Origin of the sequence: Akkermansia sp. (assembly GCF_020860705.1) — a bacterium.
GTDB lineage: Bacteria > Verrucomicrobiota > Verrucomicrobiia > Verrucomicrobiales > Akkermansiaceae > Akkermansia.
This window is the reverse complement of sequence record NZ_JAJBTT010000034.1, coordinates 32,769-54,008: the sequence shown is the minus strand read 5'-3', so window position 1 is coordinate 54,008 and position 21,240 is coordinate 32,769. Positions and strand designations below refer to the sequence as shown.

At 53.7% G+C, this 21,240-nt stretch carries 23 protein-coding genes; 9 read left to right on the top strand and 14 right to left on the bottom strand.

Annotation, left to right across the window (positions count from 1 at the left end):
• Positions 1-148: 148 nt before the first annotated feature.
• The 3 genes from LIO64_RS07490 (at position 149) to LIO64_RS07480 (ending at position 2,581) form a co-directional block, all read left to right on the top strand.
• On the top strand, positions 149-805 hold the full coding sequence (locus tag LIO64_RS07490) for a hypothetical protein (RefSeq protein ID WP_290548820.1): 657 nt from the start codon (positions 149-151) through the stop codon (positions 803-805).
• A gap of 98 nt (positions 806-903) precedes the next feature.
• Positions 904-2,184, top strand: coding sequence for a phosphopyruvate hydratase (gene eno / locus LIO64_RS07485; protein ID WP_345779574.1), 1,281 nt, complete (start codon positions 904-906; stop codon positions 2,182-2,184).
• A 28-nt stretch (positions 2,185-2,212) separates the two neighbouring features.
• Positions 2,213-2,581 carry a septum formation initiator family protein gene (locus LIO64_RS07480; protein WP_290548818.1) on the top strand — a complete coding sequence of 123 codons (369 nt, stop codon included), beginning with the start codon at positions 2,213-2,215 and terminating at the stop codon, positions 2,579-2,581.
• A gap of 198 nt (positions 2,582-2,779) precedes the next feature.
• Here LIO64_RS07480 and LIO64_RS07475 read toward each other — a convergent pair whose 3' ends face one another.
• The 3 genes from LIO64_RS07475 to LIO64_RS07465 form a co-directional block, all read right to left on the bottom strand.
• On the bottom strand, positions 2,780-4,177 hold the full coding sequence (locus tag LIO64_RS07475) for a sulfatase-like hydrolase/transferase (RefSeq protein ID WP_290548817.1): 1,398 nt from the start codon (positions 4,175-4,177) through the stop codon (positions 2,780-2,782).
• A 416-nt stretch (positions 4,178-4,593) separates the two neighbouring features.
• Positions 4,594-5,256: a hypothetical protein gene (locus LIO64_RS07470; RefSeq protein ID WP_290548816.1), complete on the bottom strand. Its 663-nt coding sequence runs from the start codon at positions 5,254-5,256 to the stop codon at positions 4,594-4,596.
• A gap of 167 nt (positions 5,257-5,423) precedes the next feature.
• Positions 5,424-6,059, bottom strand: coding sequence for a hypothetical protein (locus tag LIO64_RS07465; protein WP_290548815.1), 636 nt, complete (start codon positions 6,057-6,059; stop codon positions 5,424-5,426).
• On the opposite strand from LIO64_RS07465, the gene LIO64_RS07460 reads away from it, so the two are divergent.
• Positions 6,058-6,300 carry a hypothetical protein gene (locus tag LIO64_RS07460; protein WP_290548814.1) on the top strand — a complete coding sequence of 81 codons (243 nt, stop codon included), beginning with the start codon at positions 6,058-6,060 and terminating at the stop codon, positions 6,298-6,300. The genes LIO64_RS07465 and LIO64_RS07460 overlap by 2 nt on opposite strands.
• Before the next feature lie 19 nt (positions 6,301-6,319).
• On the opposite strand, the gene LIO64_RS07455 is transcribed toward LIO64_RS07460, so the two are convergent.
• The 6 genes from LIO64_RS07455 to ilvC all read right to left on the bottom strand — a co-directional run bounded on the left by LIO64_RS07455 (position 6,320) and on the right by ilvC (position 11,827).
• Positions 6,320-7,180 (bottom strand): hypothetical protein, encoded by an 861-nt coding sequence (locus LIO64_RS07455; protein ID WP_290548813.1) that lies wholly within the window; start codon positions 7,178-7,180, stop codon positions 6,320-6,322.
• Positions 7,181-7,183: 3 nt separating this feature from the next.
• Complete coding sequence (locus tag LIO64_RS07450) at positions 7,184-8,047, bottom strand: hypothetical protein (protein WP_290548812.1); 864 nt, start codon at positions 8,045-8,047, stop codon at positions 7,184-7,186.
• A gap of 4 nt (positions 8,048-8,051) precedes the next feature.
• Positions 8,052-9,059 (bottom strand): hypothetical protein, encoded by a 1,008-nt coding sequence (locus LIO64_RS07445; RefSeq protein WP_290548811.1) that lies wholly within the window; start codon positions 9,057-9,059, stop codon positions 8,052-8,054.
• A gap of 188 nt (positions 9,060-9,247) precedes the next feature.
• Positions 9,248-9,943, bottom strand: a complete 696-nt coding sequence (locus LIO64_RS07440) for a FadR/GntR family transcriptional regulator (protein ID WP_290548810.1) — start codon at positions 9,941-9,943, stop codon at positions 9,248-9,250.
• Between the two features lie 7 nt (positions 9,944-9,950).
• Complete coding sequence (locus LIO64_RS07435) at positions 9,951-10,748, bottom strand: ATP-binding cassette domain-containing protein (protein ID WP_290548809.1); 798 nt, start codon at positions 10,746-10,748, stop codon at positions 9,951-9,953.
• Positions 10,749-10,846: 98 nt separating this feature from the next.
• On the bottom strand, positions 10,847-11,827 hold the full coding sequence (ilvC, locus tag LIO64_RS07430) for a ketol-acid reductoisomerase (protein WP_130083100.1): 981 nt from the start codon (positions 11,825-11,827) through the stop codon (positions 10,847-10,849).
• On the opposite strand from ilvC, the gene LIO64_RS07425 reads away from it, so the two are divergent.
• Positions 11,813-12,103, top strand: a complete 291-nt coding sequence (locus LIO64_RS07425; RefSeq protein WP_290548808.1) for a hypothetical protein — start codon at positions 11,813-11,815, stop codon at positions 12,101-12,103. The genes ilvC and LIO64_RS07425 overlap by 15 nt on opposite strands.
• 268 nt (positions 12,104-12,371) lie before the next feature.
• Here the strand turns inward: LIO64_RS07425 and LIO64_RS07420 are convergent, their stop codons facing one another.
• Positions 12,372-12,899, bottom strand: a complete 528-nt coding sequence (locus LIO64_RS07420; RefSeq protein ID WP_290548807.1) for a lipocalin family protein — start codon at positions 12,897-12,899, stop codon at positions 12,372-12,374.
• Positions 12,896-13,762 carry a TIGR01777 family oxidoreductase gene (locus LIO64_RS07415; RefSeq protein WP_290548806.1) on the bottom strand — a complete coding sequence of 289 codons (867 nt, stop codon included), beginning with the start codon at positions 13,760-13,762 and terminating at the stop codon, positions 12,896-12,898. The genes LIO64_RS07420 and LIO64_RS07415 overlap by 4 nt, the downstream gene beginning before the upstream one ends.
• 160 nt (positions 13,763-13,922) lie before the next feature.
• Between LIO64_RS07415 and LIO64_RS07410 the strand changes: the two genes are divergently transcribed.
• Both LIO64_RS07410 and LIO64_RS07405 read left to right on the top strand, forming a co-directional pair.
• A complete protein-coding gene (locus LIO64_RS07410; RefSeq protein WP_290548805.1) occupies positions 13,923-14,933 on the top strand; it encodes a hypothetical protein in 1,011 nt (336 codons plus the stop codon).
• On the top strand, positions 14,914-15,858 hold the full coding sequence (locus LIO64_RS07405; protein WP_290548804.1) for a hypothetical protein: 945 nt from the start codon (positions 14,914-14,916) through the stop codon (positions 15,856-15,858). The genes LIO64_RS07410 and LIO64_RS07405 overlap by 20 nt, the downstream gene beginning before the upstream one ends.
• Before the next feature lie 94 nt (positions 15,859-15,952).
• On the opposite strand, the gene LIO64_RS07400 is transcribed toward LIO64_RS07405, so the two are convergent.
• Both LIO64_RS07400 and LIO64_RS07395 read right to left on the bottom strand, forming a co-directional pair.
• Positions 15,953-16,642, bottom strand: a complete 690-nt coding sequence (locus LIO64_RS07400; RefSeq protein ID WP_290548803.1) for a hypothetical protein — start codon at positions 16,640-16,642, stop codon at positions 15,953-15,955.
• A 75-nt stretch (positions 16,643-16,717) separates the two neighbouring features.
• Complete coding sequence (locus LIO64_RS07395) at positions 16,718-17,716, bottom strand: hypothetical protein (protein ID WP_290548802.1); 999 nt, start codon at positions 17,714-17,716, stop codon at positions 16,718-16,720.
• A 245-nt stretch (positions 17,717-17,961) separates the two neighbouring features.
• On the opposite strand from LIO64_RS07395, the gene LIO64_RS07390 reads away from it, so the two are divergent.
• Complete coding sequence (locus LIO64_RS07390) at positions 17,962-18,759, top strand: YbhB/YbcL family Raf kinase inhibitor-like protein (RefSeq protein ID WP_290548801.1); 798 nt, start codon at positions 17,962-17,964, stop codon at positions 18,757-18,759.
• Positions 18,760-18,792: 33 nt separating this feature from the next.
• On the opposite strand, the gene LIO64_RS07385 is transcribed toward LIO64_RS07390, so the two are convergent.
• A complete protein-coding gene (locus LIO64_RS07385; protein ID WP_290548800.1) occupies positions 18,793-19,968 on the bottom strand; it encodes a DUF418 domain-containing protein in 1,176 nt (391 codons plus the stop codon).
• 241 nt (positions 19,969-20,209) lie between these two features.
• Between LIO64_RS07385 and LIO64_RS07380 the strand changes: the two genes are divergently transcribed.
• On the top strand, positions 20,210-21,235 hold the full coding sequence (locus tag LIO64_RS07380) for a MoxR family ATPase (RefSeq protein WP_290548799.1): 1,026 nt from the start codon (positions 20,210-20,212) through the stop codon (positions 21,233-21,235).
• Positions 21,236-21,240 lie beyond the last annotated feature (5 nt).

Below are 21,240 nucleotides of genomic sequence, written 5' to 3'. Positions count from 1 at the left end.
GGGAGAATTCCCGTATGGAGCAGGGAAGCCCCGTGGCGGAAACCTTCCCACGGGATGGTCCCCGTTCCCTCCGGAAAACCGCCTAAAAATAAATGGCGGCTCCCGGTTTCCTGTGCTAACCTGCGCACAGTCCAGAAAACCATCCCCCATGCCTCCCAGACTTGAACAATTCAAATGCCCAAAATGCGGCACCCCCTTTTCCGCGGCGGATGTGGATGACCCCCGGGATACGGTCACCTGCGGGTGCTGCGGCGTTTCCATCCTCTGGTCCTCCCTGGTCCGGGAATACGAATTCCGGAAATCTCCTGCCGCTCCGCCCAAACATCTGACGGTGGAATCTGCCAACGGGAAAGTTACGCTCACGTACAGGCACTCCGTTTCCCAAAAGCTTTTCTACCTGGGATTGACCATCATCTGGGGACTCATCACGCTGGTGCTCGTCTTCCTGTCCTCCGGGCCGGGAAAAACGGACTTCGCCCTGCCCGTCTTCACCACCTTCTTTGCCATCATGGAAGCCTGCCTCATTTTTCTCTGCCTGGACGTGATGCTGGGAAAGGCCGTGCTCCGGGTGGAACCGGGAAAAGCCTCTCTCTTCCGGGGCATTGGCCCGGTGGGGTCCACATGGTCCTTCCTCCTCCCCGCCCAGGCCGGGATCATGATGGAACGCAAGGAAGGGGAAAAGGCTGACTATTATCATATAGCCGTACCTCAACCGGCGGGAAGGCCTTTTTCCTTTTCCGGCGGTATTTCAGACCCGGAGGCGCTGGAATATATCGCCTCCGTTCTGCGTCAGTTCCGTGCTTGAACCCGGGATTTTCACGCTCATGACAGGTTTCCACGAAACGGAGGAAGCCGCTTTATGGTCCAATAAGGACAATAAAAAATCTTATGATCATGAACGAACTGGAAATCATTGACGTCCGCGGCCGTGAAATTATCGATTCCCGGGGCAACCCCACCGTGGAAGTGGACGTAGCCCTGGCCGGAGGCGCCATTGGCCGCGCATCCGTCCCCAGCGGAGCCTCCACCGGAGAACATGAAGCCTGGGAACTCCGGGATGGAGACGCCAAGCGCTACGGCGGCAAGGGGGTTCTCAAGGCCGTGGAAAACATCAACAAAATCATTGCTCCGGAAGTGTGCGGGCATGACGCCACCCTTCAGCCGGCCATTGACAAAATCATGATCGACCTGGACGGTACGCCCAACAAGTCCCGCCTGGGGGCCAACGCCATCCTGGGCGTTTCCCTGGCTGTGGCAAAGGCCGCCGCCATCCAGCTTAACCTTTCCCTCTTCAAATACCTGGGCGGCCCGAACGCCAAAGTGCTGCCCGTCCCGATGATGAACATCATCAACGGAGGCGCTCATTCGGATTCACCCATTGACTTTCAGGAATTCATGATCATGCCCAAGGGCGCGCCCACCTTCCGGGAAGCCCTGCGCTACGGAGCGGAAGTCTTTCATGCGCTCAAGGACGTACTGCACGACCGCGGCCTGTCCACCGCCGTAGGGGATGAAGGGGGATTCGCCCCGGCCCTGAAATCCGCGGACGACGCCCTGGAATGCATTGCGCAGGCCGTGAAACGCGCGGGCTATACGCTGGGCACGGACATCTTCATTGCCCTGGACGTGGCTTCCTCCGAATTCTACGATCCTTCCCAGAACCTGTACGTCTTCAAAAAATCGGACGGCCGGGGCAGAACAGCGGCGGAATTGACGGCCTACTATCAGGAACTCCAGAAAAAGTACCCTATCATCTCCATTGAAGACGGCTGCGCGGAAAACGACTGGCTGGGCTGGGAACAGCTCACCAAGGCCATGGGGCACAATACCCAGCTGGTGGGGGACGACCTGTTCGTAACGAACGTGGAATTCCTGAACCAGGGCATTTCCCGCCATGTGGCGAATGCCGTTCTGGTGAAAGTCAACCAGATCGGTTCCCTGACGGAAACGCTGGACACGGTGGAACTGGCCAAGGACAACAAATACTCCGCCATCATCTCCCACCGTTCCGGGGAAACGGAAGACTCCACCATTGCGGATATTGCCGTAGCAACCAATGCAGGACAGATCAAGACCGGTTCCCTGAGCCGTTCCGACCGCATGGCCAAGTACAATCAGCTGCTTAGAATTGAAGAGGAATTGGGGAATGACGCAGTTTATGGTGGCAAAATTCATATTCTATGATCAAAAATATGTTGTTTGACTGCAAAGAATGCTCTGGAGACGCCGCTATTACCATCGTTTTACTTTGGCGGAACTTGAAATCCGCCGGGAAAAACGTGCCCTGATCGTCCAGAGGGCTCTGCGTCTTTTTGCCATCGTCCTGGCCCTGTGCCTGACTATGCTGCTCTCCCTGGTGTGTTTCAAGCCGTGGAAGGATCTGCGCTCCCTGGAGCATGAGCGTTCTTTCCTTCAGGCGCATCTGGAAAAAGCCAGGGAGCAGATGGAGCAGTCCAAGAATGAATTCATCTGGATTTCACAGGATCCCCATTATTTTGAAATGATCGCACGGGACAAGGGCAACCTGGCCCTTCCCGGAGAGCATATCCTCCGCATGGCGGAACCCAAGCGCCTTAAATAAGGCGCTTTTTTGATGAAAAACGGAACCAGGGACCCGTACAAATCAACGGACATGACAGTCCGGATGATCGTTCCGGCTGCACTTTCAGGCCTGGCGGCCCTGGTCTATGCCCAGTCCAGCTTGAAGGAGAGCAGATTTCCTGTAGAAAAGGATTGGCTGCGAACGCTTCCCTGAACCCGGCTGATATCCCGTTCAACTTTACTCAGGCTGTTGGTCCGGCGTGGTCTTATCATACTCCCGCATCAACTTGGAAGACCAGCTTATGCTGTCCGGGAAACGGCATGCGGGCGTTATGGTCAGGTAGGTTCCCAGCTTCCTGGCCAGGGAATCCGCATCCTGATGTTTGGAAAAGTATAAATCCTTCTGCTCCTGGGGGTCATCCGTAACGCTGTAAAACTGCGGCGCCCGGTCCGCCACCAGCAGGTACTTTAAATCCCCGTCCAGAACGGCAGACGTGTAATCCGTGCACCAGAAGAACGTCCGGGGAACGGAAGCCTTCTTATTGCCTACCAGCTCCAGAATGTCCATGCCATCCAGCTTCTGCGGAATTTGATGGCCGTTTGCCTTCAGCAAGGCGGGAAGCAGGTCCACCGTGGAAACGGGCTGCCTGCAAACGCTTCCAGGGATCAGCCTCTTGTCCGCCGGATATTTGATGATGAAAGGCACGCGCACGCCTCCTTCAAAATGCTGCCTCTTGGCTCCCCGGAAAGGGGCATTGCAGGAGGGGGCTTCCGGAGCGCCGCCATTGTCCGACAAAAACACAACGATCGTATCCTTCTCCAGCCCATCCTTCTTCAAGGTATCCAGAATACGGCCTATTCCCTTATCCATCGCGTACACCATGGCGCAGTAAATCCGGCGGTCCCGGTTCTGGATATTTTTGAACAGGGCTATGTCCTCCGGCTTGGCCTGCATGGGCCAATGCGGTGCATTATAGGAAACGAACATGAAAAACGGCTTCTTATCCGTCTTCGCTTCGTCCAGAAACTCCACGGCCCTGTCCGTAATGTCGTCCGTCAGGTAGGTAATGTCCGTTTTGTCCGTGAAATTGGATTCAATGGCGGACGGATTCAAGCCCTCTATCTCCTTTTTCCGGGGAAAATAATCGCGGGAGCCGCCCAGGAATCCCCACCAGCGGGTAAATCCCCGTTCCGGGGGCGTGTACCCCTTGGTGTGCCCCAGGTGCCACTTGCCGAACACGGCGCTCCGGTAGCCGTAAGGCTCCAAATACTCAGGAATCAGCTTCTCCGTCTGGGGCAGTCCGTAGTGGGACTCCGGAAGGTAATCCACCTTGATATTGGGATTCGTGGTGATGCCGTAGCGCTTCGGAAAACGGCCCGTCATCAACCCCATGCGGGATGGGGAACACATCGGCGCCGTCACATACGCCCGGGAACAAAAGACGCCTTCCTTTGCCAGCCGGTCAAGGGAAGGAGTCATGATCTGCTTGGAACCCGTGCATCCCAAATCTCCATATCCGAGGTCATCCGCCAGAATAACGATCATGTTCGGTCTAACGGCGGCATGAGCTTCCACCGCAGCCACGGAACAAAAAAGCCCCGCAAAGACCAGTGCCGTGCATAGTTTGCCTATCATTCAGCCAATATACGTACCGCCAAAGGTGGATCAATCAAAAAACTTATTCCTTTCACTGTCCGAGAACTGCGGCAACATACTTCCCTACTTCCCTTTCCATAGCTGTCACGTCGAATACGAACGGTCTGCCGGATGGCTGCTCCACGGAAATAAACATCCCGCCGTTCTCACATACCCATGCAACGCGGGCTCCCTTCGCCAGGCGGAAACGCCGCCTCCACCCCAAGCCTCATACTCCCCGGCCGCCTCACCCCCGGCCAGGCCTCAACGACAGACTTATCGTGCCGAACAACAGAAACACCGCTTCAAACAGCGCGACGGCGCCCACCAGTATAAAAGGAATGGTGAAGAGCGAACATTGGAGCCCTTCCCCTGTCTTTTCCATGCAATAAAGCCTGCAGCACCCCCTCCGCAAGCTACTCCCTCATCTGCCGCAGCAACGCTGCCACATATTCCTGGGCCTCATCTTCCGCTATTCCCGTACCAAACTGGAACGGCTTGCCTCCCGGCTGTTCCACTACGATCTTGTGCAACACTCTGTTATTCTGCCGCATGTTGCAGTCTTCAATGGAAATGCGGGCATCCTTGGCCAGTACAAACTTCTGGCGGCGCCCCATGTCTCCCACCCCGCGGAACAACTCTCCTTTGCCGGGATTCAACGTCAGCGTCATGCGGCCGAACAATACATAAACGGCGGTGGCCAGCATCCCAATCCCTACCAGGATAAAAGGAAGGAAAAACAGCTGTTCAACCAAATTGACGTTTTTCCCATTTCCAAAAGAGCTAAATAGGAAAACGGATAAAAAGCCGTTCCAGAACAAGGCAAAGAACAAAAAGAAAAATCCGATGGCCTTTGATTTCCTGTACGTCACTTCCAGGCCGCGCGGCGTCTTCACCACATTCATGCGGGGTGGAACGGACTCCAGCATTTTCTCATCTCTCTCCTCCCGAACCAGCTCGGAAAACCTGCCTGCGCAATTGCAGGAGCGGCACAGGACTATATCCGCAGCTACATTCACATCTTCCATCGCCAGCGGGAAGCCGCACTGGGGGCATTTCAATTCAATCGGGTCAGCCATTGACGGCGAATCTAACATATTTTCCGGCTCTGCAAAGATAAATACATCTTACCCATCGAACAACCCTGGTTTCATTCCCCATCATCTCCCGCTCCCGTTGCCGATTCCCCCCATGAACAGGGGGTGGCCGGAAACAACTTAATCCGCCACGCCGCATGGTACTCTTCCTAAATGGACTTCCGGTTCAGCCATGTACAAATATACTCAGCAGCCTTCTCATCCCGATTCGCCCAGCCGAAAAGGAAATCCTTCCCGTTCGGCTGCGGAACGGAAACAAGCCAGAAGTTCCCCCTGGATGTGTGCATTTTCACAACCCGTGCCGTCTCCATGCCGGAAAGGGAAAAATACCAACTCCATCCCACCGGTCCTACGCCCCGGAACACTCTTCCCTGCCCCTGTCCCACTTCCACCACTATTCTCCCGAACAGAAAGAGCAGCCCAATGGCAGGAATAACGATGCCGGCCAGCACAAATGGAAGCATGAAGAATAGCAGCAACACCGCATGCATATCACTGCGGGCGGAAGAAAAAATATTGGACAAAAAAGCGGCCATCACCCAATTCCACATTACGGCAAAGACCAGCAAGCAAATCCCACCCCAGTTCATCCGGCGATAAACCAGTCTTCTTCCATTCATGCTGCACTTGTCCAGGGTGATATAACGCGGCCTTTCCACATTATCAGCCCTCCCCGCATGGCCGCAGGAACGGCACAGGGCAAACCCGGTGGCCAGGTTAACGTCCTCCTCCGGCAGCACGGCGCCGCACCGGCAACAGCAATACTCGTTCATGGAATCATTCATGCAGAAGGAATACGTAACGCCCTTGATGGAAAAGCGGCTGCACCGCAGAACCCTACCTTGCGGCATATTCCGCACCGGCCTGCAACGGAACGGCCTATTCCGGAGAGAACCTGCCGATACTGACCGTATCAAACTCCACGATTTTCACAATAATGTTTTCCTCAACGCACCCCGTAACAAAAATACCATGCATCTGGAGAAGGAACGGCATGCCCCGCTGCCGCACACCACAACAGCATGATAAAACCCAACTTCATGGCCTACGGGTTCGCCTTCTGTACATCCTCCACCATTCCCTTGTACAGAAATTCCGTAGCCGGGGTGCGTCCCAGAGTCTGATTGAGCAAGTCCGGGATTTCCCTGTCCGCATAACCCGCCATCCGGAGGTATTTCTTCACCGCCCCACTCTGGCCCGGAAACAGATTCACCAGCATTTCCACAAAGTACTTCATTCTGGGAACGGAAATATAATTCTTTAGCAATTCATTACGGGTATTGTTTACTGCCAGCTTGTTGAGGAAGACGTAATACTGGGGATTGACATTGCAAACGATATCACGTTTCTTGAGCTCTTCTTCCAAATACTTCCGGTTTAACGGGATAAACGACTTTTTTAGGGCCTCGTGCTTCTCCTCCAAATCCGGATCGTAATGGCTCCGGAACTGCGCATAGATGGAAGCCGCGTAAGTGGCCAGCAAGTCGGACAGCGTCTTGCCCCGGAGATGGAGGCGGCGCGCCATCGGCGAGGCGTCACGGCTCATCACGTAGAGGAAGGAAAACATGTCATGTTTGACGTCCAAATCATTATCGTCAAAAATGCTCTCCGGCGTCGCCTTGTCGTAGTCGGCGAGATAAAGGGGCGTTTCCGCGATATAATAGAACAGCCAGAGCTGCAACGCCAGCTCCTCCCGCGTGATCTGCTTATTGTTAACAGAAGCGCATTGGCTCAGCACGGAGCGCGCCTCGGTATAAAACTCCCCCAACCACCCTTGCGCCAGCTTCTCCCGCAAACCGGACAGCTCTGCAGGAGGAGATTTAAACGGGTCCAAACACGCCGGAGAGGGAACGGCATGGCTCAACGCCGCCGCACACAACAACAGTATGATGCATCCCAACTTCATGGCCTACGGTTTTGCCTTCTGTATATCCTTCGGCATTCCCTTGTACAGAAATTCCGTAGCCGGAGTGCGTCCCAGCGTCTGATTGACCAAGTCCGAGATTTCCCTGTCCGCATAGCCCGCCATCCGGAAGTATTTCTTCACCGCCCCACTCTGGCCCGGAAACAGATTCACCAGCATTTCCACAAAGTACTTCATTCTGGGAACGGAAATATAATTCTTTAGCAATTCATTACGGGTATTGTTTACTGCCAGCTTGTTGAGGAAGACGTAATACTGGGGATTGACATTGCAAACGATATCACGTTTCTTGAGCTCTTCTTCCAAATACTTCCGGTTTAACGGGATAAACGACTTTTTTAGGGCCTCGTGCTTCTCCTCCAAATCCGGATCGTAATGGCTCCGGAACTGCGCATAGATGGAAGCCGCGTAAGTGGCCAGCAAGTCGGACAGCGTCTTGCCCCGGAGATGGAGGCGGCGCGCCATCGGCGAGGCGTCACGGCTCATCACGTAGAGGAAGGAAAACATGTCATGTTTGACGGCATGATCATTATTGTCAAAAATGCTCTCCGGCGTCGTCTTGTCGTAGTCGGCGGGATAAAGGGGCGTGTCCGCGATATAATAGAACAACCAGAGCTGCAACGCCAGCTCCTCCCTCGTGATCTGCTTATTGTCAACGGAAGCGCATTGGCCCAGCACGGAGCGAGCCCCGGTATAAAACTCCCCCAGCCGCCCTTGCGCCAGCTTCTCCCGCAAGCCGGACAGCTCTGCAGGGGGAGATTTAAACGGGTCCAGGCACGCCGGGGAAGGTAGGGCATGTCCCAGCCCTACCATACAGTGCAGCATGGCGAGAAAGGTAAACACTTTCATTGGATTATTTCCAAACATATTCATAATTCATTAGATGATAGCATAAATCATAGGATATGGCGCGACCGAATTTCCTGACGGCAATTTGGATTTCTTCAAATTCTCCATCCATTCCTTGGAATTTCACATACTCAACCTTGAACCTCTGCTCCACGGTTTCCACTTCGAGGATATCGTCACTGGTCGATTCCTTGCCGCCTTTCCCATCATGGACTTTCCAATCGCAGGTCCAAAACCATTCCTGCGGCAACTTAGCTCCATGTATGGCGTTATAATTTGCCATATATATCACCCGGTCAATGAATGAATTATTTTGCTCAATGCTCCTGGGGTCATCGCACCCATGCTCCGTATGCGGAACGCCCAATTTTATTTCATGTTTTTGCGGATCGGGAGGAGGGGTTGGCATGACATACGTCAATCCTCCATCGCGTTCAATCAGTTGGATATTTCCAAAATTCACCTCCGTAGGTTCCACCGTCAATTTAACATCAGCGGCCACAATAATGATATTGTGATCACTGGGAAGATCGGACTTAACGGGAACAGCTGCCGTCAGCTTTGTCGGCACAAGAATCTCAAAGGTAATGTTTTTTTTCAGCCCTTCACTCGTCGTGACGGTGACTTCCACCTCCCCCTTCTCTTGTATCCGCTTACTAACCGTCAATGTAACCTCTTCGAGCCCCTCGGTTTTTTCAGGAAGAGAAGCAAGAGCTTCCCCTTTGGTAATCTTCCACTGCAACTGAGAAACATTCCCCTTGGGCTTTCCGGTCAAAGTCAACAAAACATCTTCCCCCATGCCGAGTTTTTTCCGCTCCTTATCCGTCTTCTCATCCACATCCTTTCCCTGCTCTTTGGCAATATAAAAATCAGCGGAACACACTGTCGTTTCCGATTTGATTTTCAGAGGCTGCACCTCATCGGAGGAAGTTTCAACGGCTTGAGCAAAAATGCCAAAGCCGGGGAACAGAAACAGCAGACAAACAACTAGGCTCTGAAACAGGAAAGACATAGGAGAATAATTTGGTAGTTGTATAATATACTTTATAAGAGATAATTTTTATATATAAATGTCAAGAAAAAGATAAAAATATGAATCCTCATCCCATGGATGAGGATTTCCCACCCGCTACCTTCGGAGCCATATCAAATTCCGGAAAATAAACGGACTCCCTGTCCGGGAAGTAAGGCATTCAAGTTCTAAACGGGGGAGCGACCACCAATGCTGACCGTATCAAACTCCACAATTTTCACAATAATGTTTTCTGCGGCGTCCGCCTTCCGCTCGCGGATGGCGGCCAGAAGATCGTCATGGAGCTTCATGGCTCCGGGATCGTACTGCTTCTCCTCCAGCAGGCTTTCCAGATTCTCCTGCACGTTGCGGATGATGACGTTGTACAACTCCGCAAGCACCGGGTTGTGCGTGGCCCGGGCCACAGCGGCATGGAACAGCATGTCGTCCTCAATGCCCGGCCTCACCCTGGCATGGCAGTCCTTCAGCGCGGCCTCCAGACTCTCCAGGTCCTCTTCCGTTCTCTTGACGGCAGCCAGGCGCGCAATCTCCTTTTCCAGTGCCAGGCGCGCTTCCAGAATCTGGGGCAGCTCCGACTCCCTGAGCCGGTTGCTGACCGCCACGGCAAAACGGTCGGAGGCCATCACGTACGTGCCGTCCCCAGGCCGGGCTTCCAGCATTCCCATGTGAATCAGGGATTGCAGGGCTTCCCGGATGGTGTTGTGGCTCACGGAAAAGGCGCGGGCCAGTTCCGGCTCCGCCGGAATGCGGTCGCCCACCTGCCATTTGCCGGACCGTATCATGGACTCCATGGCATTGAGCACCTGGCGGGAAAGGGACAGCCTTACAGGCTTCTTCAAATCGATCTGTTTTCCTTTTTTCATGGGAATCTCAACGAATCACCGTCCAGAGGCGCCCCTTGTCCGTCCTGATCAACTGGATGTCCAGATCAAAGGCGTTCTTTAAATTCTCTTCCGTCAGCACCTCGTCCCTGCTACCGCGCGCCACAATCTCACCGGACTTCAGAATCATCCCGCAGTTAAACACAGGCAAAATATCTTCAATGCGCTGGGTGATAAACACGATAGTCAGATCGGGCCGCGTCTCCGCCAGCTCCTCAATGGTCTTCAGTAAAAATTCACGTCCTGCCAGGTCCAGGTAAACGCTGGGCTCGTCCAGGATCATCAGTTCCGGGTTCGTCATCAGCGCCCGGGCGATGAGCACCTTCACCTGCTCTCCGGAAGACATGGCCACCACGGGCCTGTCCATCAAATGCTCCGCCTTCAGGGACTTCATGATTCCGGCAGCCTTCTCCTCCTCTTCCGGAGTCGATTCGCGCAGGAGGCCAATCGTTCCCTCCGGTCCGGAAAGCACCATGTCGCGGCCGTTCCAGGCTCCGTCCTCCAGCCACTTGTGCATGAACGGACTCACCCAGGCAATGGATTTGCGCAATTCCAGCAGGTTCACCTGCCCGAACGTCTTGCCCAGCACCTGCACCTTCGCACCGAACAGAGGCCACGCGAACCCCATCAGCAGCTTGACCAGAGTGGTCTTTCCGGCGCCGTTCGCGCCCAGAATAAAACAGCGTTCTCCGCGCTGCACCTGCCAGGAAATATTGTGCAGGATTTCCTGGCCGCCCAGGTACACCCTGGCGTTTTCCACACTGACGGCCGGCAGAAAATTGTCCATATCAGAAAAAGAAGGGCTTCCGAGGGGAAGCCCGATGATTGTCCGGGCCGCTCCGTCCCGTCCGGAGGAGCGGCCCGTAGAAAAAATCAAAAGAACCCTTAGTTCCTTTCAAACAGGCTGCGGATCTTGGCGCCCACGATTTCCACCGGGTGCTGGCCGAGAGCTTCGCGCTTCGCCTTGAGGTTGGGAGCGCCCTTCGCGGCTTCTTCCAGCCAGTCCTTGGCGAACTTGCCGGATTCAATGCGCTTCAGGGATTCCTTCATGCGTTCCTTCACGTCGGCGGGCAGAATCTGCGGGCCGTTGTAGTACTCGCCGAATTCAGCAGTGTTGGAAATCACGGAATTCATCTTCTGGATGCCGCCGTTGTAGATCAGGTCCACAATCAGCTTGGCTTCGTGCACGCATTCAAAATAGGCCATTTCCGGGGGATAACCGGCTTCCGTCAGGGTTTCAAAGCCGTACTTCATCAGGTCCACCAGGCCGCCGCACAGCACGTTCTGTTCACCGAACAGGTCTTCGTACGTTTCCTGGGCCATCGTGCATTCCAGCACGCCGCCGCGGGTCAGGCCTTCCGCCTTCGCCATGGCCAGAGCCACGTCGCGGGCCTTGCCGGAGGGATTCTGGTGCACGGCGATCAGGCCGGGGCAGCCGAAGCCTTCTTCAAACACGCGGCGCACTTCCGTGCCCGGTCCCTTGGGAGCCACCATGATCACGTCCACGTCCGCGGGGGGAACGATGGTGTTGAACACATAGGCGAAGCCATGGGAGCAGCAAAGCGTCTTGCCGGCCTTCAGGTGGGGCTTGATTTCAGCTTCGTACACGGAGCCGTGGCTTTCATCCGGCAGAAGAATGTGGATGATGTCCGCCTTTTCAGCGGCTTCAGCCACGCTCATCACCTGGAAACCTTCCTGGGTGGCGGCGTCAAAAGACTTGCCGGGGCGAACGCCGATAATCACGTTCACACCGGAGTCACGCATGCAAAGTGCCTGGGCGCGGCCCTGCGCGCCATATCCGATAACGGCAACGGTCTTGCCGTTCAATGCGCTGAGATCAGCGGCGTTGTCATGAATAATATCCATTGTTATTCCTTCTTTAGATCATTCATCCAAACATCCAATGTTTGGATGAATGACAACATAACCATCCCCCGCCCGATTGCAAGCGCATTTAAAAAAATAGCCGCGTTTTTTATATTACCTGCCGGGAAAGAGGAAAAAGGAAGGGATGCAGAATACAAGAGCCGGAAGGAAAAGAACGGAGAGAGGAACAGCTTCAAAGGGAAGGGAAACCGGAAAAGCCGGACAGCCGGAAAGCGAAGCATGCTCCCCGCAGGAGTGGTTGGTCATAAAAGCTGAACAAGTGATCCCCTGCACCCGCAGCGTTCCCGGCAGGAAACGGGAAAAGGACTTGTTTTCATGGACATGTACGGATAGCTGACTCCTGGGAATGAGGATTTGATTCGTTCATCCTTCGGACTCACTCACCCGGCGTGCTTCAAGCTTGCGCTTTCCGTCCAACCGGGAAGGTCCGGTTTCCCGGCCTTTATGATTGAATCCGCTCTACAGCAAAAGAGGATATTTTTTCTGCAAAAGGAGACTTTACGCTTACAAAAATCGCCCTGCCTCATGCATCCCCCGTGCTGTCATGGTCCGGAAAAGACAGGGAATTCGTGTAAATCAACCGGGAGGTATCATACCCCAGCTCCCGGGCACAACGGAGCATCGGCTGCAACTCCTCGTCCTTCAACTGAGGCGTCCGGGCCAAAAGCCACAGATAACTGACGGAACCTCCGGAAACGACGGCGCGGCTGTAGTCCTCATCCAGAAAAGCCACTTCATACCGGCCGTACACCAGCGGCACAAAATACACTTTCAAATGATTGGGAGCATCCGCCACCACTGCCCGCGCATGCACTTCCCGCCGCTCCCCGGTACGGGCGTCATAACCGCTGTTGGTAACGGAAATGGAGCCGTTCTCCCCGCGGTCATAACGGGCAAGGACCTTGCGCAACCCGCGCTCAAACCAGTTTTCCAGGCGCGCGATTTCATGCCATTCCCCCAGATAACGTTCCAGGTCGAAATCCGGCATGGGCGTGGTTTTGACAGAATGTCCGGTAAACAGTGAAGTGAAGATGGTCTGAATGATACTCATGATGTAACAGAAAATGCCTTGTTGAAAAAAGTGCGGATATCCGGATATTGAAATTCAAATCCCTCCCGCAACAGCGTCTCCGGAACGGCGCACTGCCCGCGGGTAATCACCAGGGAAGCCTCTCCCATCAGCAGGCGGAGAACGGCATCCGGAACATGGATGGACAGGCGGGTGTGGAAATGCTCTGCGGCGGCCTTGTAAAATTCCCGGTTGGTGGTTCGTTCCGGAGCCGTCACATTGACGGGGCCGGAAATATCTTCCTTCCCCAGGATGAAAATCAGGGCGTCCACCAGGTCATCCAGCGCCACCCATGAAAAAGAGTGGTCCGGGTCCCCTACGGATGCCGTAATGCCAAACCTGGCCGGGCGCACCATTCTGGGGAGCGCGCCGCCATCCGGGGAAAGGACCACTCCAAACCGGGTGCGGACCAGCCGCACGGAGTCGTTCACCAGCTCGGCCTCCTTTTCCCAGGCCATGCATAATTCCGCCAGAAAGGAATCCGCCGCCGGGTCATCCTGCTCCCCGTGGCAGCCGGACGAGCTGTAGTAACCCACAGCAGAGGTGGAAATCATCACTTCCGGAGGTTCATTCAGCCGATTGACCGCCTCCACCAGCTTGCGGGTGGTCATGATCCGGCTCTCCACCAGTTCCAGCTTGTAATCCTCCGTCCAGCGCCGATCCAGAGAGGCTCCGGCCAGATTGATGACGGCCTGGCATCCCGCCAGGGCCTCTGCCAGGCAATCCACGCTGTCCTGCGTAAACAGGTAGCGCCACAAAGGCGTCACCCGGTGCCCGAATACCGCCAGGCGGCCGGACAAATGGCTGCCGATAAATCCGCTGGACCCCGTGATGGCTACATTCATAAGTATCTCCTGAAAACTTTTTCTTCCTAAATAAGATATTTTTTCTATGTCTCCGTGTTCAGCGTAGAACGCAGTTAGACCTCATTATGATCTCGCACCAACAAAACAGAAATCTTTCAATAAACTTGACATTGTTTCAAATATATATCACATAATCATTATGGGCTTCCCTTTGTTCAATTCATCTACCTTGCATGCTGTTCTTTGTGCCTTTGCTGTCTCAATATTCCCGTATATTGAGACAGCAAAGGCACAAGATGATGCCGGCCACTCCGGGGCTCTGGAAATTAAAACGAAAACAGAATCATTATCCGCTAATTTCCATCTGGGAAAAACCAATGATGAAGAAGCTGACAGGAAGAGAACAAAAATTGGAATTGGAGAAACAGTAACACTTACGTTGACAGGTAAACCTAAAGGAGATATAAGCAAACTTAAGTGGGAGATTACGTCTGGAGAAAAATACGCCAAGTTGAGAAAAAAAAGCAATGGATCAGTTGAAACGCAGTTACGCGCTAACACCGATATTAAATGGCCCAATGGAATACCCGATAAAAGTACATTCGACGTAACTGTCACAGTCACTACGAGCGATGGGATCGTAGTACCCACTACACTGACTATCGCACTCCCCACTCATTTTGAAGCAGAACATCTGAACGGAGGAACTCCTTACCGAAAAATCAGCAAATTCTACGTAGGAGCTACTGCTGTATTACTGCTGACACTACAACCTACGGATGTAAGTTTTGAACACATTAAAATTATCGAAAGAGACTTGGGATCCAAGCCCGCAAAACATGTGCTAGATTCAGAAACAGGGCATACGGGAAACGGAGTTGATAAAGCACTCCATTGTAATAATCAAAATCGTATCAGGGACAGGCTTCTCTATTCTACCCGAGAGGCTTTTATCACGGATGTCATCGCATGCCCTACGGAATGGCTATGGAAATGCTCGTGGAGACAACATACAAAAAATGGAGGTCCTCTTAAGGAAACAGAAAAAGATGATATGTTTCAAATCCAGTACAAGGAACAAAAATTCAAGTACCACAAAGTTAAGAAAAATATAAACGGGCAAGAAAGATCATATAAAGCTATCACTATATCAAAATTCAAATGCAATGTAACGAGAGACCAACAAGATTATGAAAACAGATTCCATTAATAAAAAAACAGGAATTCATGGAAGCAGGTTTTTTTATATTCTTGCTGCATGGTTATTCTGTAGCTCGGAAATAGTGGGACTTCCTGCCTTTGCCCTCGGCAACAATCTGTCTATGCCTGACACCATATCTGCTTTAAAACAGACGGATCCAGAGTGCGTTGCTTTGGGAAAACTCCTTCAGAAACCGGATATGAAGCAATTTTATGATAAAGCAAATACCATGCTGGACGATATTGACGTTCTGAGAGAAGAAGGACTGGAGACAGCAGAGTTGACGCGTCTTTTCTGGGTTTTTTATTATGTTTCCGCTGCTCCCTTATTTCATATTGATTATGATGAAAATACGGAAAATATTTTTGATGAAAGTCTAGACTATGATGTAAAATATGATATTCAGAATGAGATGGAAAAACTTTCGCGCAATCTAACGGATATTGCGGCTAAGCATCAAATTAAGAACGAAGAATTAGCATCTTTGTTATCGCAGTATTCTTCTGCCATTATTCTGGCATTTCGTAGTTCCTATGACAAAAATTTAAAAGAAAAACATCAGAGAATGTCTGCTGATTACGATAAAAAAGAAACCGCATGGGAAGAAGAATACATCAAAAAAGGAGAAAATCCTCCTCTGCAAGCAATGGCAGATAAGAGAATTAATTTCGAAAACAAGATCATCGTGCACGAAATAAGAAACAATAAAGCATATCAAATGCTCGAAACTTCTCTTGAAAAGAAATGGTTATCAGTATTGCTAAAATGTTACCCGGGACAAACCGCAGTACTAAAACGATACCTGAATGCAGGAGGATATGAATCCAAAGAAATTCCTGATTTACTTAACAGGACTGTTGGAAGGAATAAAAATACGGAATTCCTGTATAAAGGATTTGGTAAAAAGTCACGCGCTTCTTTAAAGGATTCCTGATTTATGATGCGTCAATAACCTGCCTTTATGAGCATCATCCCAGATTGACGTTAGCGTCCCATTGGTATGTTCAACAATGCTAAAGTCAGTGATCTTACCGCAACTCCGGCCCGGAAATGGAAAAACCGCCGTCGTCCTCTTCCGCGGCAAATTCATGCTTGAGCATAAACAGGCCGCACATGTTCATCAACACACAGGTGACATACAGTTTCACGGGCGCCATGGCAAAATCCATCAAAAGCCCGGAAGGAAGGTTCAGGATCACCCACCCCCCGACGCTAAAGGCTCCTACCAGCCCGGCATAGGAAAGAGGAGCCTTCCTGACGAGCATCCACCAGCCCACGGGAGAAAGCCCGGAAAAACTTTCCAGAACGGACGTTCTCATGAAAGCTCCCGGGAAATAAATTACTCCCGCCGCAATAAACAGCCAGCTCATGGAGCCGGTGCCGTCCATTTCCCAGTCCAACCTATGGAGGTAAAAGGCCAGAGGCAGGAAAGAGACGCCGATGCATACTACCAGCCGGATGAAAGGCATCATGAGGCCGTCAAGCCATTCCTCCAGTTCCGGAAAGAGGCACATTTCCTCATCCCCCATGGAAGACTGCTGCACCATCTTCATGAAAAAGACGCACATGAAGGGCATCAGGAAACAAAAAACGGCAATCCAGCCAATGACAGGAGCCCAGGCCGCCAGAAGCATGGCCCATATAATCAAAACGGCAAAAACAAAAACCATGGGACGGCCACGGAAAGGATAGCCCAGAGAGGAAAGGTAGTCGGACATATGGGAATGTTAGAAAAACCACACCACACCGTCAACGCCTTATTCCATTTCTAACAAAATAGTTTCCTCCCTATTTCAGGAATAAAATGCCTCCACTATCCGGGCAAGCCGCTCCACGTCCTGCGGCCCGCAGCGCTGATCCACGGGAAGAGGCAGAAGGTGCAGTGCCAGCTTCCGTTCCAGACTGCCCGCCGGGGTCTGCGCCAGAACCTCCGGCCATAGCAGGGGGACCAGGATGCGTTCATCAATCAGCACGTTCCTCAGCTCGGGAAAAGCCGTCCAAAACGGATAACAAAAAGGGCCGGACAGAGAATCCATATCCACGGCAAGACGGTTCAAATGCCCCAGCCTTTCATGCAGAAACAGGAAGTTGTCCATGCGGCGGAGCCGCGCCTGTTCATAGTCGATGCCGCGCATCAGCCGCTCCGTCAGCCGGGACATTCTCCGCAGGGGGGCGTTCTGCAACCGCCGTTCGCTCCGTTCGCAGGCGGCACATGCCCTTTCCGGCCCATGTTCCAGGCATTCCAGCAAAAAGGAGGCCCCGGGAAAAGACTCGTCCCCCTCCTCCACTTCCAGCCGGGGATGTTCCATGACGGCCACGCCTCCGTCGGACAGACCGGAAAACTTGCGCGGACTGTAGAAGGAAGACACGCCGGACCGGGCGGGAGAATACAGGGCCAGCGCATTATCCACAATCAGCCTGCCGCCATACCGGGAGGCCAGCAGATCCACGTACTTCTCCTTGATGCCGAAATAATTGGCATACAACAGGTATTCCCCTCCTCCAAGAACGGGCGGATTTACCAGTTCCAGCCGTTCGTCAATGCAGTAAAAGGAACACGGAATGCCCAGCAGCTTCATCGGTTCCAGAATGGTGGCGCACGTATACCGGGGCACATGCACGCGGCGCACGTCTCCCAGACAGCGCAGAATGTATTCCAGTGCACGCCTGCCGGAATTCACCGCCACGCTTCTTCCTTCATGCCACTGTGGGAAGTTGCCGTATTCCGGCAATTCCAGGCCGAAAAAACCGCCGATGCTCCTGTGCCCGTCCATGCCCCTGAAATACCACATGGCATGCAACCGGAAAAGCCCTTGTATAAATTGTACGGAAAATGCAGTACAATTCCACTCCTCAAGAATTTTTCAGAACATATCGTGTCCATTGATGAAAAAAATCCCTTCCCCTGGTTCATATCTTCTTACGAACCATGAAGTCCCCCTCTCTTCTTTTCCCTGCGTTTCTTTCCTCCCTCCTGTTCCATGCGGTTCCCCTGATCCCGGCACAGGAACGGCCATTTCCCCCCCTTTTGGAATTCATGCAGAAAGCTGAACAGCTTTCCATCACCTGGATGATTCTGGAACAATGGAAAGCGGCTCAAATCAAACGTTCTCCGGAAAACATCCTGGCATTGCTGGCGGACTTTGAAAAAGAGTGCTCCGGCGCCGGAATTCTCGGCTTGACCGAACATGACAGGGAAGGCAGGATCAAGAAGGAGTTGATACGATCCATGCGTAACAAAGCGGAAAAAAACGCTATGGGAGCTATCCTCTGGAAACGGCGCCCGGAAAACGGCCGCCGCACTTTGAACAAATCATCCACAGACGGAATCATCACTCACATGCCAGCAACATTCACCCTTCACAGCAACGACCTCGGCGGCGTGGTGCAGCAGCCCCAGCGGCATTTCAGCGTAGGCGGCGGCAACAGGTCCCCCCAGCTTTCCTGGACCAATCCTCCGGAAGGAACAAAAAGCTTCGCCATCACCATCCATGATCCGGATGCGCCCACAGGCAGCGGTTTCTGGCACTGGCTGGCCGTCAATCTGCCGCCCACCGTCCGGGAACTGCCTTCAGGCGCGGGAGACCCAGCCCTGGGCCTGATGCCGGAACAGGTTGTCCAGATACGCAACGACGCCGGATTTGCAGGGTACAGCGGCAGCTTCCCGCCCGCAGGCCACGGATGGCACCTGTACCTGGTCACCGTATACGCTCTGGACACGGATTCCCTGCCCGTAGCGGAAGACACTCCGGCTGCCCAGGTGGGGTTCCAGCTGTGGCAGCACACGCTGCAAAAGGCCTCCATTGTCTTTTACGACCGGGTGTCAGAAAAATAACCGCACCGGGTTAAAATCCATTTCTACCGGGGTTCAAGACTTGGTTGCCTTTCCGGCGCCTATCCAGGTCGCCCGGTGCCACAGTCCTTCCAGTACGCCGTAGCGGTGGCGTTCCAGCCACCAGCGGCAGAACCATATCTGCCCGACCATGGCGGCGCAGCCGATGATAAAACTGGCCAGATACCCGCAATAAGGAGCCAGCCCCAGCGCAAACGGGAAAAAGATCAGGGAACCGATCATGGACTGGGAAACATAGTTGGTCAGGCTCATGCGTCCATAAGTCAGCAAGGGAACCGTCACTTTTCTGAAATATTCCAGCCGGTACAGCAGAACGAAGCCGGCCACCCATATTCCGGTAAAGCAAACGTTGTGCCACATGTTAAACACGGTATGCACCGGAGCCGGCAAACCCGGAAGGGACATCAGCACGTAAAACGCCACGGTCCCGGCCAGGGAAAGAAGCACCCCGCGGATCCAGAACACGGCGTTCCCGTCATTCTGTAAAAAGAAATCCTGCCTTCCCAGCACAAAGCCCAGCAGGAACAGCCCCGGAGCCTGCATCAAGCGCCCGGCCTCAATGCCCCACGCCAGGCTGGCCCACTGGCCTACAGTCAGGTTCTCGCGGGCCATCAGCCAGAAATTGCCCGTATCCACCGCGGCCTTCAGGGAGGCGTACGATTCGGAAACGGACAGGGAGGGAGGAACCCATCCTGGATTCATCCACTGCGCCGCCGCATACGCCCATTCCAGGGGCTGTGCCAAAAAGAACAGGGACAAAATCACCAGCGTGGAGGTTTTCAGGCGGCGGCACGGCACCAGCAGAAGCCCCGCAATGGAGAAGGTCAGCAATACGTCGCCTCCCGGAAAGAATAGCGCATTCAAGCACGCGAATACGGCCAGCAGGCACATGCGCCAGACGAACCTGCCCGCAAAGTCCCGTCCCTTCCGCGCCTGGTTGCGGTACTGGATGGCAAAGGTAAAACCGAATAACAGCGCGAATATAGTGTAGGACTTTCCGGCGAACAGAAAGAAAAAGACGTCCTTGAACTGCTGGTTGGCCGCCTCCAGCAGCGGGGAGGAAGCTACAGGGTAGGAATTGTAAATGAAATGCTCCAGGAAATGCAGCAGCATAATCGCCATCACGGCAAAGCCACGCAGGGCGTCCACTACATAAATGCGTTTGCTGTCGGGAGAGAGTACAGGGTCCATGGCAGTGATATTACAGCGCGGGAGGCGCCTTTATTTCAACAAAGGCAACGTTACCCCACAACCAAACCGTTTACAGCTAAAATCCGCGCCGAGGCGTTTTTCTTTCATATTCCTGAAAACTAACAAGTACCGGTCTCTTTCTGCTTGCGAATTACCGGGTGCATGGAATAAGCTTATGGAGAACTCTAACAACTTTCCGGCTCTTTTCCCAAAGAGCCGCGGCCAACCGGCTGTCCCCCCTATGAACACCCTCCCCTCCCTCTCCCAGGAAGAACTCGGTCTGGCCGTGCAAAGGCTTGACGCCCTGGCCGACGCCATGAACCAGGTACTATTCGGCAAGGAAGACCTCATCGAACTCATTCTCATCGGTGTGCTGGCGCGCGGCCACATCCTGCTGGAAGGGTTGCCCGGCCTGGGCAAGACAGAGCTGGTCAAGGGACTCTCCAAGGCCCTGAATATCACGGCGAGGCGCGTTCAGTTCACCCCGGACCTGCTGCCTGGAGACATCACGGGAACGCCCGTCCTGCAGGAAGTGGACGGCAGGAAAACCTTCGTCTTCCAGGAAGGGCCGGTATTCGCCAATATCATGCTGGCGGATGAAATCAACCGCGCCTCCCCCAAAACCCAGTCCGCCCTGCTGGAAGCCATGCAGGAACGCCGCGTCACCGTCATGGGAGAAGCCCATTCCCTGCCCCATCCCTTCTTTGTTCTCGCCACGCAGAACCCCATTGAACTGGAAGGAACCTTCCCGCTGCCGGAAGCTCAATTAGACCGTTTTCTTTTCAAAATCAATGTAGAACGGACTCCCGCAGAAGTACTGGCCCGCATCGTCCTCAACCGGGAAATGGGCGAGGAACCCGAACTTGCACCGGTTCTGGACGCTCCGGAACTTCTGAACCTCATGCAGATGGCCCGGAACGTAGCCATTCCGGAAGTGGTGGCGGACTACATAGGCAGGCTGGTCAATGCCACCCACCCCGGTGAATCGGACGCCTCCGGAGGAGTCAAATACGGGGCCAGCCCCCGCGCCGCCCTGGGCCTGGCGTCAGCTTCCAAGGCGCGCGCCCTGCGCCACGGACGCGCCTTCTGTTCCTTTGAAGACGTACAGGCCGTGCTCCATCCCGTACTGGGGCACCGCATCCTGCTCAACCACATGGCACGACTGGACGGCATGACGACCGCCGCTGTCATCGACCGCCTGATGAAGGAAATCCCGGCCCAGAACAAACCCCTCCCGGATTCCCTGGCTGCCGCCAAAATCCATTGACCCAA